This is a genomic window from Roseovarius sp. CH_XMU1461 (assembly GCF_037027165.1).
GTDB lineage: Bacteria > Pseudomonadota > Alphaproteobacteria > Rhodobacterales > Rhodobacteraceae > Roseovarius > Roseovarius nubinhibens.
Genome location: NZ_JAYMDV010000005.1, coordinates 73,261 through 90,007, shown reverse-complemented (window position 1 = coordinate 90,007; position 16,747 = coordinate 73,261). Strand labels below are relative to the sequence as shown.

The 16,747-nt window shown below is 67.4% G+C and carries 14 protein-coding genes and 1 riboswitch; of the genes, 1 reads left to right on the top strand and 13 read right to left on the bottom strand.

Annotated elements, in window-relative coordinates; genetic code table 11:
• Position 1: 1 nt before the first annotated feature.
• Complete coding sequence (locus WA237_RS14690) at positions 2-379, bottom strand: cobalamin biosynthesis protein (RefSeq protein WP_336098549.1); 378 nt, start codon at positions 377-379, stop codon at positions 2-4.
• A complete protein-coding gene (cbiE, locus tag WA237_RS14685; RefSeq protein WP_336098547.1) occupies positions 376-1,578 on the bottom strand; it encodes a precorrin-6y C5,15-methyltransferase (decarboxylating) subunit CbiE in 1,203 nt (400 codons plus the stop codon). Before cbiE ends, WA237_RS14690 begins: the two co-directional genes overlap by 4 nt.
• Here cbiE and WA237_RS14680 point away from each other — a divergent pair.
• Complete coding sequence (locus WA237_RS14680; RefSeq protein WP_336098546.1) at positions 1,577-2,347, top strand: cobalt-precorrin-6A reductase; 771 nt, start codon at positions 1,577-1,579, stop codon at positions 2,345-2,347. The two genes, cbiE and WA237_RS14680, sit on opposite strands and share 2 nt — an antisense overlap.
• Here the strand turns inward: WA237_RS14680 and cobJ are convergent.
• From cobJ to WA237_RS14625, 11 genes are all read right to left on the bottom strand, one after another.
• Entirely contained in the window at positions 2,305-3,090 is a 786-nt protein-coding gene (cobJ, locus tag WA237_RS14675; RefSeq protein ID WP_336098544.1) for a precorrin-3B C(17)-methyltransferase, read from the bottom strand. The genes WA237_RS14680 and cobJ overlap by 43 nt on opposite strands.
• On the bottom strand, positions 3,087-3,821 hold the full coding sequence (cobI, locus tag WA237_RS14670) for a precorrin-2 C(20)-methyltransferase (RefSeq protein ID WP_336098541.1): 735 nt from the start codon (positions 3,819-3,821) through the stop codon (positions 3,087-3,089). Before cobI ends, cobJ begins: the two co-directional genes overlap by 4 nt.
• On the bottom strand, positions 3,818-4,447 hold the full coding sequence (locus WA237_RS14665) for a precorrin-8X methylmutase (RefSeq protein ID WP_336098540.1): 630 nt from the start codon (positions 4,445-4,447) through the stop codon (positions 3,818-3,820). Before WA237_RS14665 ends, cobI begins: the two co-directional genes overlap by 4 nt.
• Before the next feature lie 2 nt (positions 4,448-4,449).
• Positions 4,450-5,619, bottom strand: a complete 1,170-nt coding sequence (locus tag WA237_RS14660; RefSeq protein ID WP_336098539.1) for a hypothetical protein — start codon at positions 5,617-5,619, stop codon at positions 4,450-4,452.
• The gene (cobN, locus tag WA237_RS14655; protein ID WP_336098538.1) at positions 5,616-8,927 is read right to left on the bottom strand and encodes a cobaltochelatase subunit CobN; all 3,312 of its coding nucleotides are present in this window, start codon (positions 8,925-8,927) and stop codon (positions 5,616-5,618) included. The genes WA237_RS14660 and cobN overlap by 4 nt, the downstream gene beginning before the upstream one ends.
• A gap of 34 nt (positions 8,928-8,961) precedes the next feature.
• A complete protein-coding gene (cobW, locus tag WA237_RS14650; protein WP_336098537.1) occupies positions 8,962-10,017 on the bottom strand; it encodes a cobalamin biosynthesis protein CobW in 1,056 nt (351 codons plus the stop codon).
• Entirely contained in the window at positions 10,010-10,390 is a 381-nt protein-coding gene (locus WA237_RS14645; protein ID WP_009814529.1) for a DUF1636 family protein, read from the bottom strand. The genes cobW and WA237_RS14645 overlap by 8 nt, the downstream gene beginning before the upstream one ends.
• 123 nt (positions 10,391-10,513) lie before the next feature.
• Positions 10,514-10,712, bottom strand: a riboswitch (cobalamin riboswitch).
• A gap of 225 nt (positions 10,713-10,937) precedes the next feature.
• Positions 10,938-13,007 carry an oxidoreductase gene (locus tag WA237_RS14640; RefSeq protein ID WP_336098536.1) on the bottom strand — a complete coding sequence of 690 codons (2,070 nt, stop codon included), beginning with the start codon at positions 13,005-13,007 and terminating at the stop codon, positions 10,938-10,940.
• 111 nt (positions 13,008-13,118) lie between these two features.
• Entirely contained in the window at positions 13,119-14,060 is a 942-nt protein-coding gene (locus WA237_RS14635) for a LysR family transcriptional regulator (protein WP_009814527.1), read from the bottom strand.
• Between the two features lie 31 nt (positions 14,061-14,091).
• Entirely contained in the window at positions 14,092-15,585 is a 1,494-nt protein-coding gene (locus tag WA237_RS14630; RefSeq protein ID WP_336098534.1) for an aldehyde dehydrogenase, read from the bottom strand.
• Positions 15,586-15,620: 35 nt separating this feature from the next.
• A complete protein-coding gene (locus WA237_RS14625) occupies positions 15,621-16,736 on the bottom strand; it encodes an aromatic ring-hydroxylating oxygenase subunit alpha (protein ID WP_336098533.1) in 1,116 nt (371 codons plus the stop codon).
• Between the last annotated feature and the right edge of the window lie 11 nt (positions 16,737-16,747).

Below are 16,747 nucleotides of genomic sequence, written 5' to 3'. Positions count from 1 at the left end.
GTCAATCTCCTGTCGCGAGGGCGCATGTGGCCCTTTTGTCTGTGCTGATGACGCGGGGCTGAAGGAGCCGCGCCTGTGGTCCGGCCAAGGCCAGCGCCGCCGCCTCGGCCACCGAGCCGGTGCCGCGCGCGGCCTGCGAGGCCGGGGAATGGGTGTCGGTTGTCTGCGCGCCAAGCACGTCCGGGTCAATGCCCATGGGGGCGAGGCCGAGCGTTTGGGCGAAGGTCTGAAAGCCCGGGGTTTCGGCCTTGTCGGCGGCGGTGGCGATGGCGCCAAGCGCCGTGCGGTCCTGACCTGCCGAGGCCAGCGCCGCGTCGAGCGCGTCTTGCAGGCTCTGGGCCGAGGTGCCTGCGCGAAATCCGAAACCGGCGGTGATCATAGTGTGCCGCTCCATTGCACCAGCGGATAGGCGGATTTCCAGCCACGACGGCTGCCGAGTGGCAGGGCTTGGGCGAGTTCGACCCGCAGCAACTCGCCGCCCTGTTCGGCCTGCCATGCGGCCAGCAGCATCTCGGCCTCGAGCGTCACCGCGTTGATCACCAACCGGGTGCCGGGGGCAAATTCAGCCAGCAGGGTTTGCAGCAGCTCGGCGCTCAGCCCGCCGCCGACAAAGATCACATCGGGCGGGTCGAGATCGCAGAGCGCCTCGGGGAGCTGGCCCTCGATGATCTCGATCCGGTTCTCGACCCCGAAGGCGCGGGCGTTGGCGGCGATGAGGCCGATCCGGTCGGCGCGGCCCTCGATGGTGGTGGCGCGGCAGCGGGGATGGGCGAGCGCCCATTCGACCGAAATACTGCCCGAGCCGCCGCCGATATCCAGAAGATGCTCGCCCGCGCGCGGGGCCAGCGCCGAGAGGGTGAGCGCCCGCGCCGGGCGTTTGGTCATCACCCCGTCGCTTTCAAAAAGATCGTCGGCGAGGCCGGAGGTTTTGGGCAGGGCTGCCTGCGCCGGGCCCTCCATGGCGATGGCGACGCAGACCGGGTGCGAGAAGCTGCCGCCGATGTCTTCGGCCAAGCCTTCGGTGATCTGTTGGCGCGGGCCGCCCATGGCTTCGCAGACCCAGAGCCGCGATGCGCCAAAGCCCATGTCGGCGAGGTAATCCGCGAGGCTTGCCACCGCGCTGCCGTCGCGCAGGAGCACGATGGCGCGGTCTCCCGGGGCGAGATAGGGGCGCAGCCGGGTCATCGGCTGGGCATGCAGGCCGAGGCAGAGCGTCTGTTCCAGCGGCCAACCGAGATGGGCCGCGACCAGTGAGAACACCGAAGCCCCGGGGATGGCGCGCCATTCGCCCGGGGTGAAATGCCGCGCGATGACAGCGCCCGCGCCGAACCAGAACGGATCACCCGAGGCCAGCGCCACGACCTGACGGCCGCGCAGGGATTTCAGCCGTTCGATCCCTTGCGCGAAGGGCACCGGCCATGCGATAGGCTCGGCCTGCAGGTCGGGCAAAAGCGCGAGGTGACGCGGCGGTCCGATGACCACCTCCGCCGAGGCGAGCGCCGCCAGAGCTGCGGGGCAGAGCCCGTCGGGGCCGTTCTCGCCCAAGCCGATAACCGTGAGCCAAGGGGTTTCAGACATGCGCATCAACCTTCTGATCCTGGGCGGCACCACCGAGGCCAAGGCGCTGGCCCAAGCGGTGGCCGAGGCGGAAATCCCGGCCATCTTCTCGCTTGCCGGGCGCGTGGCGCGGCCGCTCGATCAGCCGGTGCCAATGCGCAGCGGCGGGTTTGGCGGGGTCGAGGGGCTGTGTGACTTCCTGCGCCGCGAGGCCATCACCCATGTGGTCGACGCGACCCATCCCTTTGCCGCGCAGATGAGCCGCAATGCGGTGGCCGCCTGTGCGAATGTCGGCGTGCCGCTCATCGCGCTGAGCCGCGCCCCGTGGCGCGCCGTCGATGGCGATCAATGGCAGCGGGTGCCGGATATGGCGGGGGCGGTGGCGGCGCTGGCCGGTCCGCGCCGGGTGGTGATGCTCGCTGTGGGGCGGATGCATCTGGCCGAGTTCGCGCCCAATCCGCAGCATCGCTACCTGCTGCGGCTGGTCGATCCGCCAGAGGTGCCCCTGCCCTTGCCGGACTGTCATGTGATCGTCGCCCGCGGCCCGTTCAGCGAGGCGGAGGACCGCGCGCTCATGCAAGAACATGGGGTGGAGATCGTCGTGTCCAAGAACGCCGGGGGCCGCGGGGCCGAGGCCAAGATCGCCGCCGCGCGGGGCCTCGGCCTGCCGGTGATCATGATCGACCGGCCGGCCATCCCTGCGCGCCGCGAGGCCAGCGATGTGGCCGAGGTTCTGGACTGGATCGCTCATTCAGGGTCCGATGGGGCCGGAACGGATCGCGGGGTGTAGACGATCGGCGGCTGACCCTCGCGCAGGATGCGCCGGGTGAGCGACGAGCCGACCAGCACCACGGTGCGCATATCGGCCATCTCGGGCGTCGCTTCGGCGAGGGTGACGCAGCGGATCTCTTCCTCCGGGGTGCTGACCGCGCGGGCAAAGAGGATGAGCCGTTCGGCTTCGCATTCCTCGCGCAGGATGTCGAGCGCGCGGCCAAAGCCTTCGGGCCGGGATTTCGAGCGCGGGTTGTAGAAGCCCATGGCGAAATCGGCCTGGGCGGCGAGGCGCAGACGCTTTTCGATCAGCGCCCAGGGCTTGAGATTGTCGCTCAGGTTGATGGCGCAGAAATCATGGCCCATGGGCGCGCCGGCGCGGGCGGCGGCGGCGAGCATGGCGGTGATGCCGGGCAGCACGCGAATGTCGAGATTGCGCCAGTCGGGCGCGCCCTCTTCCACCGCCTCAAACACCGCCGAGGCCATGGCGAAAACGCCGGGATCGCCCGAGCTCACCACCGCGACGCGGCGGCCCTCAGAGGCCATTTCGAGCGCATGACGGGCACGTTCGACCTCGACCCTGTTGTCGCTTTCATGCAGCGTGAGACCGGGGCGCGGCGCGATGCGGCGCACATAGGGGATGTAGCCCACCACATCGGTCGCGTCATCGACCACGGCGCGCACCTCGGGGGTGACGAGCGCCTCGTCGCCGGGGCCGAGCCCCACGATCTTGACCCAACCTGTCTTGACCCCACCTGTCATGGCCGTCTCCCCTGCCCGTGTACGAGAATGATCGAGAAATACGGCAGGCTGTCGCCGTCGATCTCCGACAGCGGCGTCACCGATTGGTCCGGCAGGCTGGCATATTGCACCACGACGGCGCGGTCGGATTTGCCCGAAGCCTCGAGCGCGGCACGGACCTTGGGCAGGTTGCGCCCGACCTTCATCACCACCAGCGCATCGGCGGCCTGCATCGCGGCGACCATCTGATCGCGGTCGAGCGTGCCCATCACCACCGAGAGCACGTCATCGCCCCAGGTGATCGGCGCGCCCGAGGCGGTCCAGGCCGCCGACATGCCGGTGATCGCCGGGACCACCTCGACCGGGATCAGATCCTTGAGCCGGGTGAAGAGATGCATGAAAGAGCCGTAGAAAAACGGATCGCCCTCGCAGGGCACGATCACGTCTTCGCCCGCCTCGACCAGCGCCCGGATATGGGCGGCGCAGTCCTCGTAGAAGGCGGACAGGAGTTCGTTATAGCGCGGATCGGAGAGCGGGATTTCGGTGGTGACCGGATATTCCATCGGAAATTCCTGCACGTCGCCTGCCAGCATCGGGGCCACCGTGGCGCGGGCGCGCCCGGCATTCCCGGCCTTGCGGAAATAGGCGACATGGCGGGCCTGCCGGATGAGCCGGTCGGCCTTGACGCTCATCAGCTCGGCATCACCGGGGCCGAGGCCCACGCCATAGAGGGTGCCGCGGGTGCCGGTCATTCCGCGCGGCTCGCGATGGCGTTGATGGCGGCGACTGTGATGGCGCTGCCGCCCAGTCGTCCGCGCACGATGAGCGAGGGCACCGGCAGCGCCTCCCAGAGCGCGTCCTTGCTCTCGCGGGCGCCGACGAAACCGACGGGACAGCCGATGATCGCCGCGGGGCGCGGGCATTCGGGGTCTTCGAGCATTTCCAGCAGGTGAAAGAGCGCGGTGGGCGCGTTGCCGATGGCCACGAGCGCCCCGTCGAGCCGGTCGCGCCACAGCTCGAGCGCGGCGGCAGAGCGGGTGGTGCCAAGCTCGGCCGCGAGATCGGGCACCCGCGGATCGCGCAGGGTGCAGATCACGTCGTTCTGGGCGGGCAGGCGTTTCTCGGTCACGCCTTCGCTGACCATATAGGCGTCGCAGAAGATCGGCGCGCCGGCCTCGAGCGCGGCGCGCGCCGCCGTGACCATGCCGGGCGAGACGGCCACGTCGCGTTCCAGCCCGACCAGCCCGGCGGCATGGATCATCCGCACCACGACCTGTTCTTCATCCGCGTCGAACCGGCCGAGATCGGCCTCGGCGCGGATCGTGGCGAAGGATTCCAGATAGATCGCAGCGCCGTCTTTTTCGTATTCATAGGGCATGGTCAGAACTCGGTCAGTTTCAGGATGTCGGTATCGGTGAGGTCGCGGGCCTCGGGTGTGTCCCAAGGGGCGGCATTGCGCAAGAGATCATAGGCGCCGTGGCGGCCGACCAGCGTCAGATCGGCGGCGCGCGGCCAGGCGCAGCCCTTGGCACAGCCCGAGACATGCAGACTCTGCCCCGGGGTGAGGCGGGGGCCGAGCTGATCACAGAGCTGGCGGGCGAGCGCGCGGGTGCCGGCCTCGGCCTGGGCGCAATAGGGCGCGCCGGGACAGGCATGGACCGCGAGCGCGGGATCGTCGGGGGTGGTGATAAAGCCCGCGTCGCGCGCGGCCTCTGCTGCGCCCTCTGCCACACCCATGAGGCGAAAGAGACGCCCGGGCATCGGCCGCAGGGCACGCGCGCCGGTGCTGTCGAGCAGCGTGATCATGGCGCGCGCCTCGAGCGCGCCAAAGGCCGCGCCAAGGGTCAGATCGGCGCCGCTCTGCCCCGGTTTCGGCAGGCTCGCATAGCTGCGCGGCGCGGCGGCGAGCCAATCGGGCGGCAGTTTGGCGTGGCGCAGATGGCGTGCCATGCGGCCGGTGTCCTGCCCGCCGGTGGCGATGAACCAGTCGAGCATCTCGCGCAGGCCTTGCAGCGCCTCGCCGATGCGCAGCCGGCGGCCCAGCGGAGCGCCGTCGGCACGCAGGATGAGCCCGCCATCGGCGGCCAGCTCGAACGCCACGTCGGAGGCCACCATATTGACCGCCGGTTCCGCCCCGGTGTCGATGGCAAAGCCGAACTTACCGGGCAGTTTCGGCAGATCGCCGAGGAGGCCCATCAGCTCGGTCGCGATGCGGTGGCTGAGATCGCCGGGACGCCAGCCCGCCTCGATCACGATGTTGCGGCGGCTTTCGATCTCGGGGTCGGGATCGAGCAGCCCGAGCGCCCGCAACCCGTCGGTGAGCGTCGTCACATCGCCCTCGGGGACGCCGCGCAGCTGCAGATTGGCGCGCGAGGTGAGATCAATGAGCCCGTTGCCATGACGCCCGGCCAGATCACAGAGCCCGCGCATCGCCTCGGCGCTGACTTCGCCCAGCATTGGCCGCACTCGCAACAGCATCCCGTCGCCCGACAGCATCGGCCGCAGCGCGCCAGGGCACCAGCCGCGCACGCGGGGGGCGGCGGCGCTCATTCCGCGGCCTCCAGCGCCGCGAGGATCGAGTTGCGCCGCGTCTGCCAGAGCCCCGCCTGATGGAGCCGCGCGAATTGATCGCGCATCGCCGCGAGCGCCTCTGGATTGGCCTCTTGCAAGAACCCGGTGACCTCGTCATCGCCGAGCGTCGCGTCATAGTAGAGATCAAAGAGATGGGCGGGCACGGCGCGCGCGAGATGGGCAAAAGCCGCGAGATTGTCGAGGGTTACGGCAATTTCCGCCGCGCCGCGATAGCCGTGGCGGCGCATCCCGGCGATCCAGCCCGGGTGGCTGGCGCGGGCGCGCAGCACGCGGGCGAGCTCCTCTGTCAGGGGCCGCGCCCGGGGGCGGTCCGGGTCGGTGTTGTCGAGATGGTAGAGCGCCGCCTCGCCGCCTGCGACGGATTGTGCGGCGGCAAAGCCTGCCTCGTGATTGGCGTAATCCTGCGACAGGAGGAGATCGGTTTCCGCCAGATCCTGCAGATGAACAAAGGCCTCGGCCCCGGCGACCCGGTCGCGCAGACCTTCGGGGTCGAGGCGCGGGCTCTCGCCATCGAGCGCCCAGCTCGAGGCGCGCAGCCAGGCCTCGCCCGCCGCCTGCCGCGCCGCCGCGTCATATTGGTCGAGATGGGCGCCGACACCGACGCCAAACTGCCCCGGTGCCGGGCCGTAGACGCGGGCGCTCTGCTGGCCCAGATAGGGGTTCCAATCCTGGGCCTCATCGCGGGCGGCGAGCATCCGGACGGCTTGCGAAAAGAGCGTCGAGAGCGTCGGAAACACATCGCGGAAAAGGCCCGAGACGCGCAGGGTGACGTCGATGCGCGGGCGGTCGAGCTCGGCGATGGGCAACACCTCGACGCCCGAGACCCGCTCGGACCCGTCGTCCCAGACCGGGCGCACGCCGATGAGTGCCAGCGCCATGGCAAATTCTTCGCCCGCCGTGCGCATCGTGGCCGAGCCCCAGAGATCGACCACCACGCCGCGCGGCCAGTCGCCCTGATCCTGCAGGTGGCGGCGGACCAGTTCGTCGGCCAGACGTTCGCCCTGGGCAAAGGCGGCGCGGCTCGGCACGGCGCGGGGATCGGTGGAGAAGAGATTGCGCCCGGTGGGCAACACATCCATGCGGCCGCGATAGGGCGATCCCGCGGGGCCTGCCTCGATCCGCTGACCGTCGAGCGCGCGCAGCAGCGCGGCGCGTTCGTTTTCAACAGACGCGCCAATGTCAAAGCTCGGCGCGGCGGCGGGTGTGCGGCCCCAGATATGGAGCCCGTCGCCAAACTGGCTGTCCTTCACGTCGCAGACAAAGCGGTCGATCCGCGTGATCGCCTCGCCGATGTTCTCTGCACTGTCGAGCCCCAGATCCTCTGCCAAACCAAGGGCTTCGGCCTCGGAGCGAATGTCGTCCTGCAGCCGGTCGCGGCGGCGCGGATCGAGCCCGTCGGCATTGGAAAACTCGTCAAGCAGCGCCTCGAGCCGGACCATGCCGCCCGTTGTGCTGCTCTGCACCAGGGGCGGCGGCACATGGCCGAGGGTGATCGCGCCGATGCGCCGTTTGGCCTGCACCGCCTCGCCCGGATCATTGACGATGAACGGGTAGATCACCGGCAGCCCGGCGAGCAGCGCTTCGGGCCAGCAACTCTCTGACAGGGCCACGGATTTGCCCGGCAGCCATTCGAGCGTGCCATGGGCGCCGATGTGAATGAGCGCGTCGGCCTGATCCTGCAGCCAGAGGTAAAAGGCCACGTAGCCATGGCGCGGCACCCGTTCGAGATCGTGATATTCGTCGTCGCGCTGGGCGAATTGGCCGCGTTCGGGCTGTAGCGCGATCCAGGCATTGCCGCGCCGCACCACGCGCAGCGCCATGCCCTCGGGACCGGCGTCGGGATCGTCTTCGGGTGGCCCCCACGCGGCGGCGAGCGCCTCTTGCAGGGGCTGCGGCAGGCGGGCGAGCGCGGCTTTATAGGCCTCCATCGGCCAGTGCAGCTGGGCCTCGGCGAGATGCTCTGCCGCAAAGCCCGTGTCGACCGCATAGCCCGCGCCCTGCAGATCCTCGAGCATGGCCGAGGCCGAGGCCAGCGCGTCGAGCCCGACGGCATGGGCCATGTTCCAATCGCGCCCCGGATAGGTCGAGAGCACGAGGCCGACGCGGCGGGCGGCGGGGGCTGTCGTGCTCAGCCGGTGCCAGCGGGCCATGCGGGCGACGATGGCCTCGATCCGGTCGGGCACGGGCCGGTGCAGGGCGCGGGAAAATTCGAGATCGGGGTCGCGGGCTGCGGGTTCCTTGAAGGAGGCGACGCCTGCGAAAATCCGGCCATCGACCTCGGGCAGCACCACATGCATGGCGAGATCGGCGGGCGAGAGACCGCGTTCGGCCTCGGCCCAGGCGTCCTGGGTCGAGGTGGCGAGCGCCACCTGAAACACCGGCACGCCTGCGGCATCAAGGGGCGAGGCCCCCTCTGCCCCGCGCCCGGAAAAGGCCGTGGCGTTGACGATCATCGCGGGCGCGAGGGCGGCCACCTGATCACGGAGCCAGTCGCGGGTGCCGGGGGATTTGAGCGAGGGCGCAAAGAGGCCGAGCGGCGCAAAGCCTTGGGATTGCAGGGATTTGAACAGCGCCTCGATGGGCGCGAGATCGGCGGCGACGAGATAGGAGCGGTAGAAAACCACCAGCACACGGGGGGCGGTGCCGCCCTCCCCGGTCTCATCTGGCGCGCCGGTCCAGAGGTCGGGGGCGGCGGCGATCACGCCGTCGCGGGGCGTCCAGAGACCGGCCTCGGGGACAAGTTTCGCCCCTTTGACGGGGCCTGCGTAGAGACCGGCGGCAAGGGCCAGCTGGGCGAGCGCCGCTTGGGCCGCGACCGCGCCGCCTGCGTCGCAGAGATGCTGCAACCGGCGCAGCGTCGAGACCGGCAGGGTCGAGATCTCGTCGAGCCGGGGATCGGCGCGGCCATCGCCCGGCAGCACCGCCAGCGCGAGGCCTTTTTCCCGCGCCAGCGCCTCGATCCGTTGCAGCCCATAGGGCCAGTACGGCACGCCGCCGATGAGCCGGATCAGGATCGCCTTGGCCCCGTCGAGCGTCTGTTCGACATAGGTGTCGACCGAGAGCGGGTGTTTCAGCGCGGCGATATTGGCCAGCCGCAGATCGGGCAGCGACGAGCCTGCGTCGCGCGCCCGATGCCAGCCCGCCGCGAAAGCGCCGAGATCGGAATCCGAGAGGCTGAGCACCACCAGATCGGCCGGGCTTTGGCCCAGATCCGTCGGGGTTTCGGTCTCTTCCAACCCTTGGCTTTCGCGGAAAATGACATGCATTTCGGGGGCTTACCCTCTCGGGCCTTGATCGGACCTAGTCGGCCGCTGCGGTTTCAGGGATGAGCACGGCGCGGATGGCGGCGCTGTTGATGTCGTCATGTTCGGCGATGACCACGAGGCGGCCTTGACGGGCCTCGCCGGCCTCCCACATGCGGTCATATTGGTGCCGCACGCGGGCGCCCACGGCCTGCACCAGAAGGCGCATCGGCTTGCCTTTGACGGCGGCGTAGCCCTTGACGCGGAGGATGTTCTGGCTGCGGGCCAGATCCTCGATCCGGGCGGTGAGCGCCTCGGGGCTGTCCAGTTCCGGCAGGTCAATCACGACGCTTTCGAAATCATCATGATCGTGGTCATGGGGCGTGTCGTGATGCGAGGGGCGCGCGTCGAGATCATCCTCGGCGGCGGCCTCGAGACCGAGCAGCACGCGCGGGTCGACCACGCCTTCGGCGACTTCGATCACCGGCAGCGGACGGGGCGCTTCGGCGGCGATGATCTCACGCGCCTTGGCGACGCCGTCGGGACCGGCGAGATCGGGTTTTGTCAACAAGACGAGATCGGCGCAGGAGATCTGATCCTCGAAGACCTCGGAGAGCGGGGTTTCGTGATCGATGCTTTCATCGGCCAGACGCTGGGCATCCACGGCGGCCACATTGGGGGCAAAGCGACCGGCGGCCACGGCTTCGGCATCGGCCAGGGCGATGACGCCATCGACGGTGATCTTGGAGCGGATATCGGGCCAGTCGAACGCCTTGAGCAGCGGTTTCGGCAGCGCCAGACCGGAGGTTTCGATCAGGATATGTTCGGGCTGCGGATCGAGCGCGATCAGCGCCTCGATGGTCGGGATGAAATCATCCGCCACGGTGCAGCAGATGCAACCATTTGCCAGCTCGAGGATATTTTCGGCCGGGCAATCCGGGATCGCGCAGGATTTGAGGATGTCGCCATCGACGCCAACATCGCCGAATTCATTGACCACCACCGCGAGCCGCTTGCCACCCGGGTTCTTCATCAGATGCGAGATGAGCGTCGTCTTGCCGGAGCCGAGAAAGCCGGTGATCACGGTGACGGGGAGTTTGGTGAGATTAGACATTGTCGTCCTCCAGGGGCGGGATGCGGGCGATGCAGTTGCGTTTGAAATGCTCGGGGCGCGTGCGCCATGGGATCAGCCCATCGGCGCTGTCGTGATAGAGCGCGGCGCCCTCGGTCAGCGTGGCGAGATGTTCGGTTTCGTCAAGATTGCCGTAGACATAGGTCCAGCGGTTCGGACCGCCGCGCAGCGCGATGGAACAGCCGTTGTCGCAGTTTTGCAGGCATTCGACGGCGCGCAGGGTGACGCCTTCGGGCAGGTCCTGGGCCGAGAGCGCATCATGCAGCGCCTGACCGGGGCGAATGCCGTCCTCGGGGGCGTCGCTGCCCCGGCGGCATTTGACACAGACCAAGAGTTCGGTGGCGTGTTTCGTCATTGGCGCGCCCTCGGGGCACGGGCCAGTAGCCCCCGCCCACCAGATCGGCAAGACATTGAAATAGAACCCATATTCTTTCCTCCGCCGGGGCACCTCGCCCGGAGCTATGCGTGACAAGAGCGCCGGACAGCGCCCTGGATGGCAGGTCTCCTGGCTTGCGGGTCATCATGGGTCGCGCCTTCCCAGCCCGAGGGCCAGTGGCATGGTGCGAGACATTCGCCGCTTACAGTTGCGAGGGCAGCCGCGGAATTGGGTCAGACCCGCACCGCGTTCCCTTTTCAGCCCGGATTCGTCCCGGGCAACCATCAGGGGCGACAATGCTCAGGACGGGGGTGCAATGTCAATTGCGGGGGCGACATCCACGGGGCGGGAAACGGCATGTGAGAGGCGGAATGCGGCGGGGCCTGCGAAAAAGCGCGGAGCCCTGTTAACCAAGGGGGATCGGCGATTTTGCCCTGTCGGTGATACGTCGGTATTGCGACGGTAAAACGACGGTGGCGATTTCCGGGGGGACGCGCCCCCCGGAGAGAGGTTACCGGAGCGCGCGTTACTCGGCGGCGAGCTCGGTGATTTCGCGGCGGAAGGGCAGCGCGTCGCCGATGTCTTCGCCGTCCAGCTCGCGGGCATAGCGGTGGCCCGCGTAGGTCGCCCAGGCGATCGGACCGGGGGCCTCGGCATCGCCGAAGAGCCGCACCGATTTGATCCCGGCATCGGCCCAGTCGGCCTCGCGCGCCAAGAGATCGTGATAGAGCCCGTCGCGGCCCTGACGCGAGGCGACCATGACCACCGCATCGGCGTCATAGCGCGTGGTTCGGCCGGTGTAGACGCAATTGCTCATGACGTGATCGGCGGCAATCTCGGTCACGCCGCGATTGAGCACGATCTCGACCCCCATCTCGACGAGGCGGGCATGGATCACCGCCTGTTCGAGCGTGTTGTTGGTCCAGTCGCTGACATAGGCCGAGGGGGTGATCAGGGTCACATCGGCACCGCGCGAGGCCAGAAGCTCGGCCAGGACACCGCCCATGTAGTAATGGTCATCGTCAAAGAGCACGATCTTGCCCTCGGGGATGGTGCCGCCCATCAGGTCGTCCGGCGTGTAGACGCGCGCGCCCTCCGCAATGGGCATCGGCACCACATGCTGACGCGAGACACCGTCGCGACGCCAGGTGGCCCCGGTGGCGATGGCGATGTTTTCGAAACCGAACTCGAGCAGGCTCTCGGCGTCGAGCTCGCTGTCGCGGTAGATCTCGACATTGGGGCGCTGCGAGAGCTGATAGTCGCGGTAATCGACCACCCGCCCCCAGGCCGAGAGGCCGGGCAGCTTGCGTTCGCGGGTCACGCGGCCGCCGATTTCGGTGCCGGCCTCGGCGATGGCCACGTCATAGCCGCGCCGGCAGAGCGCCCAGGCGGCCTCGAGCCCGGCGGGACCGGAGCCCACGACGAGGACCGATTGGCTCGCGCCCTTGGGGTTCATCTTTTCGGGGTGCCAGCCCTTGCGCCATTCTTCCATGAAGGTCGGGTTCTGGGTGCAGCGGCTGATCGACATGGTCATGTCGCCGGTGATGCAGATGTTGCAGCCGATACATTCGCGAATGTCTTCGATGCGGCCTTCCTCGATCTTTTTCGGCAGGAAGGGATCGGCGATGGAGGGACGGGCGCAGCCGATCAGGTCGAGCGTGCCGGATTTGACCATTTTCGCCATGACATCGGGCGAGGTGAAGCGGCCGACGCCGACGATGGGCTTGTCGCTCAGCTCGTGGATGCCGCGCACCAGGGTTTCCTGGGCCGCCTCGTCCTTGAAGCGCGAGGGGCCGGAGCAATCCTCCCATGTGCCCTGCGCCAGATCCCACAGATCGGGCAGATCGCGGTTCATCTCGATGAAGTCGCGCAGCTCGGCGTTGGAAAAGCCCAGCTCGCCGATGGTTTCATCCAGGCTCACCCGCATTGTGAGGGCCATGGTGTCGCCGACGGCGTCGCGCATATCGGCCACCACCTCGCGGGCAAAGCGCGAACGGTTCTCGAGCGAGCCGCCATATTCGTCGCTGCGCTGGTTTGTGGCTCTTGAGAGGAAATGTTGAAAAATGCCAAATCCATGCGCCCCATAGAGGCATATCAGGTCGAATCCTGCCTCTTTTGAACGTTTCGCCGCATTGACGAACCAGCGCCGCAGATCGCGGATTTCGGATTTGGACATGGCGCGGGCCTGCACCGGGTCATTGGTGAAGGTGCGGATCGGCAGGGCCGAGGGGGCGAGCGGCACTTCCTTGGTGTAGAGGTTGGGGCCGTTGATGCCGGAATAGGCGAGCTGAATGCCCGCGAGCGCGCCATGGGTCTTCATCTTCTCGGACATGCGGCGCAGTTGCGGGATGTCCTTGTCCTCCCAGAGGCGGAGTTCGATGAAGGGGGTGATTTCCGAGGTGTGGTGCATTTCGCATTGCTCGGTGAAGATCACGCCCCAGCCGCCTTCGGCCTTGATGCCGCGCATTTCCGCCGCCGCCGAGGGATCGCGGTAGCCGCCGCCATTGCAATGGGGCACCTGATAAAAGCGGTTCTTGGCGGTGAGCGGGCCGATTTTTACCGGCTCGAAGAGGATGTCATAGCGGGGGTCGCGCACGGGTCAGGCTCCCATCAGGGTTAGGTGTCGGGACAGGATCACAGAATTGCGGCGCAGGATAAAGTCGTGGCTGCGAAAGCATGGCTTAGCCAAAGCTTAAGCCAAGGGCCCTCAGCCCTCTTCGAGACCGATGCGCAGGCCCGGGATGCTCTCGGCGCTGATGGAGGCGCGGCAGTGGTCGATAAATGCCTTTACAGTCAAGACGTTATCCGCCCCTCCTGAGGTGACGAGACCGAGGTGCAAGGGCCGCGCGCTGCCCGTCAGGGGGACATAGACGAGGGGCCGGCCATCGGGGGCCTGATCGCTCAGCGGGCGGATATTGGCGATGGAATAGCCAAAGCCGTTGCCGACGAGGCTGTGCATCACCGCCATGTCGCGGGTGCGTTCGGCGATCAGCGGCCGGGCGCCGATGCGGGCAAAGAAGGAATGGAAATATTCGGCGCTGATCGGCAGGTCGAGCAGCACCATCGGGTGATCCTTGAGATCCTCGGCCGAGACGCTGCGCCGGTCGGCGAGCGGGTGGCCCTCGGGCAGGATCGCATAAGGGGGCAGTTCGGCCAGCGCGAGGAAGTTGAGATCGGATGGGATGTCGAGATCATAGGTCAGCGCCACGTCGATCTCGGCCCGGCGCAGAAGATCAAAGAGCCGCGCCTGATCCTGTTCGACCTGCGAGATGCGGACATTGGGGTATTTGGCCTCGAACTGTCGGCGCAGGCCGGGCACCACGCGCTGAGCAAAGGTCAGGAGGCAGCCGACCGAGAGCGGGCCTTGCACCATGCCAGAGATGTTGTCGGCGAGGCGCGACAGGGCGTGGGCCTCGTTCAGCACCGATTTGGCCTGTGCCATGAACTGATGGCCCGCCGGGGTGAGCGACAGGCCATGTGCATGTTTTCGCACGAAAAGTTGCAGGCCGAACTCTTCCTCCATCTGCGACACGGCGGCCGAGATGGAGGGCGAGGAAACGTTGACCTTGTCCGAGGCATGGGCGATCGATCCCGCCTCGCCCACGGCGACGAAATATTCGAGCTGTCTGAGGGTGAAACGCAACGGCATGCGCCGGTTATCTGCCCTGCCCCGGATCATTTCAAGCCTGATACTTGATCCAGGTGGTTTTCAGCGCGGTATATTTGTCGAAGCTGTGCAGCGACAGATCCCGGCCAAAGCCCGATTGCTTCATCCCGCCAAAGGGGGTCTGGGCCGAGAGCGCATCGACGGTGTTGACCGAAACGGTTCCGGCGTGGATCGCCTCGGAAACGCGGTGGGCGCGGCTCAGATTGTCGGTCCAGACCGAGGCGGCGAGGCCATAGATGCTGTCATTGGCCATGGCGACGGCCTCGGCCTCGGTGTCGAAGGGGATGATCGACAGCACCGGGCCAAAGATTTCGTCGCGCGCCAGCGCATCATCGTGGCGCACATCGTCAAAGATTGTGGGCTCGATGAAACAGCCCTTGCCGTTGAGCGTGACCCGGTTGCCGCCTGCGACGAGATTGGCGCTGTTGCGGCCTGCGGCGATGGCGGCCTCGATGGAACGGGTCTGTTTTTCATCGACGATGGCGCCGAGTTTCGACGCCGGGTCGAGCGGATCGCCCGGCGGGGTGGCCTCGGCGCGGGCGATCATGCGCTCGACGAATTCGGCATGGATGGCGCGTTCGACATAGAGCCGCGAATTGGCCGAGCAGACCTGACCTTGGTTGAAGAAGATGCCAAAGGCCGCCATGTCCGCCGCGCGGTCGAGATCGGCGCAATCGGCAAAGATGAGATTGGGGCTCTTGCCGCCGGTTTCGGGCCAGACGGGTTTGAGGTTGGACTGGCCCGAATATTGCATGAACATTTTGCCGACGGCGGTGGAGCCGGTGAAGGCGAGGCAATCGACATCATTGTGCAGCCCGAGCGCGCGGCCCGCCGTGGCGCCCATGCCGGGGACCACGTTGAAGACGCCTTCGGGGAGGCCCGCCTCCATCGCCAGTTCCGCCAGACGCAGCGCCGAGAGCGGCGATTGTTCAGCCGGTTTCAGCACCACGGAATTGCCGGCGGCGAGGGCTGCGGCGGCCTTCCATGTCGCCATGTCGAGCGGGAAGTTCCACGGGGTCACCGCCCCCACCACGCCGAGCGGCACGCGGCGCACCAGCGCCAGATCGCCGGGGCCGGTCGGGGCCACCTCGTCATAGATCTTGTCGATGGCTTCGGCATACCATTGGAAGAAATGCGCCGAGCCGGGGGCATCCACGGTCACCGCGTCTTGCACCAGCTTGCCCATGTCGAGACTGTCGAGCAGGGCAAATTCGGCGAGGTTGTCGCGGATCAGATCGGCGAGCTTGAGAAGCACGGCTTTGCGGTGGCCGGGGTCGCTGCGCGACCAGTGGCCCGCGTCAAAGGCCGTGCGCGCGGCGGCGACGGCGCGGTCGACATCGGCGGCATCGCAGGACGCCACCTGCGCCAGCACTTCGCCGGTGGCGGGGTTGATGCTGTCGAAGGTCTCGCCCGATTGGGCGGCGACGAACTGGCCGTTGATGAAGGCCTTGTCGCGAAAGGTCATTTGGGAAGCGCGGGCGCGCCAATCGTCATAAGTGAGCTGCATGTCGCGCCCTCCGTTTCTGTGTTTCAGTCGTATTGTCAGGCAGGTATCGCGTCCGCCACCCGGTCTTGCGCGGCAAGCCAGGATTGGAAATCGCGCACCGTGCCCTCGTAATCCTCGCCCGCCAGCGGGCCTTCGCCCGCGTGATCGGAGGCGAGCGCCACCTGCATCCGTTCGAGCTTGGCCCGGTCCTCGGCATTGACCTCTTCCCAGAGCTTGATCCGGGCGGCGATCACCGCGTCGTCGAGATCCTCGCCATAGGTGGACATGGTCCATTTCACCCGGATCGTGCCCGCGTCGAGCGGGAAGATCGACAGCGAGACCAGAAGGCTCGCGGCCTGGCTTGCGACCTGGGTGGGGAACTTGGCGAAGAGCGTCGAGCGCATCATTTCATCGCGGCTCAGCCCCGGAGCGCCCATGCCGCGCGGCGGGATGCCGTCGGGGTAATTGGCGGCGTAGGAGGTATAACCCTCGCCCGCGATGAGTTTGCGCGCGAGCCCGGTGGGCGTGTAGCCATGCAGCGTCTGGGGATGGACCACCGAGAGGTGATAGCCTTCCATGAAGTTTTCGACGAGGCATTTCCAATTGCAGTGCCAGTTCTCTTCGGCGACATGCACGAGGCGGAATTTCTTGGGCTCATAAGGCGCGATCAGCGCGTCGAGCTCGGGGTGCTCGAAGGGCGCGGCCTTGGCGTCGAGCGAGACATAGATAAAGCCGTTCCAGAGCTGCAACTTATGGCCATGCAGGCGGCAGGATTTGGCGTCAAACCCGGCGTTTTCCATGCGGGCGGCGCGCAGCAGCGCCCCGTCGCGGCCATAGGCCCAGGCGTGATAGGAGCAGATGAAGCGTTTGACATTGCCGCGCCCTTCGGCGAGCGGCATGCCCCGGTGGCGGCAGACATTGGCCAGCGCGCGGATCTCGCCATCATCGCCCCGCACCACGATCAGCGGTTCATTGAGAAGCTGGACGGTGAAGAAATCGCCGGGCTCGGGAATTTCATCCTCGCGGCCAAGGCAATGCCAGCCCCGGCGGAGCACGGTCGCCGCCTCATGGGCGAACTGCTCGGGCGAGGTGTAGAAGGCGCCGCGCATACCGCTGGGCCGGTCGGCGGGCAATGCCGCCAGATGTTGAAGCCTGTCACGCAGATCACTCATAATCACCTCCT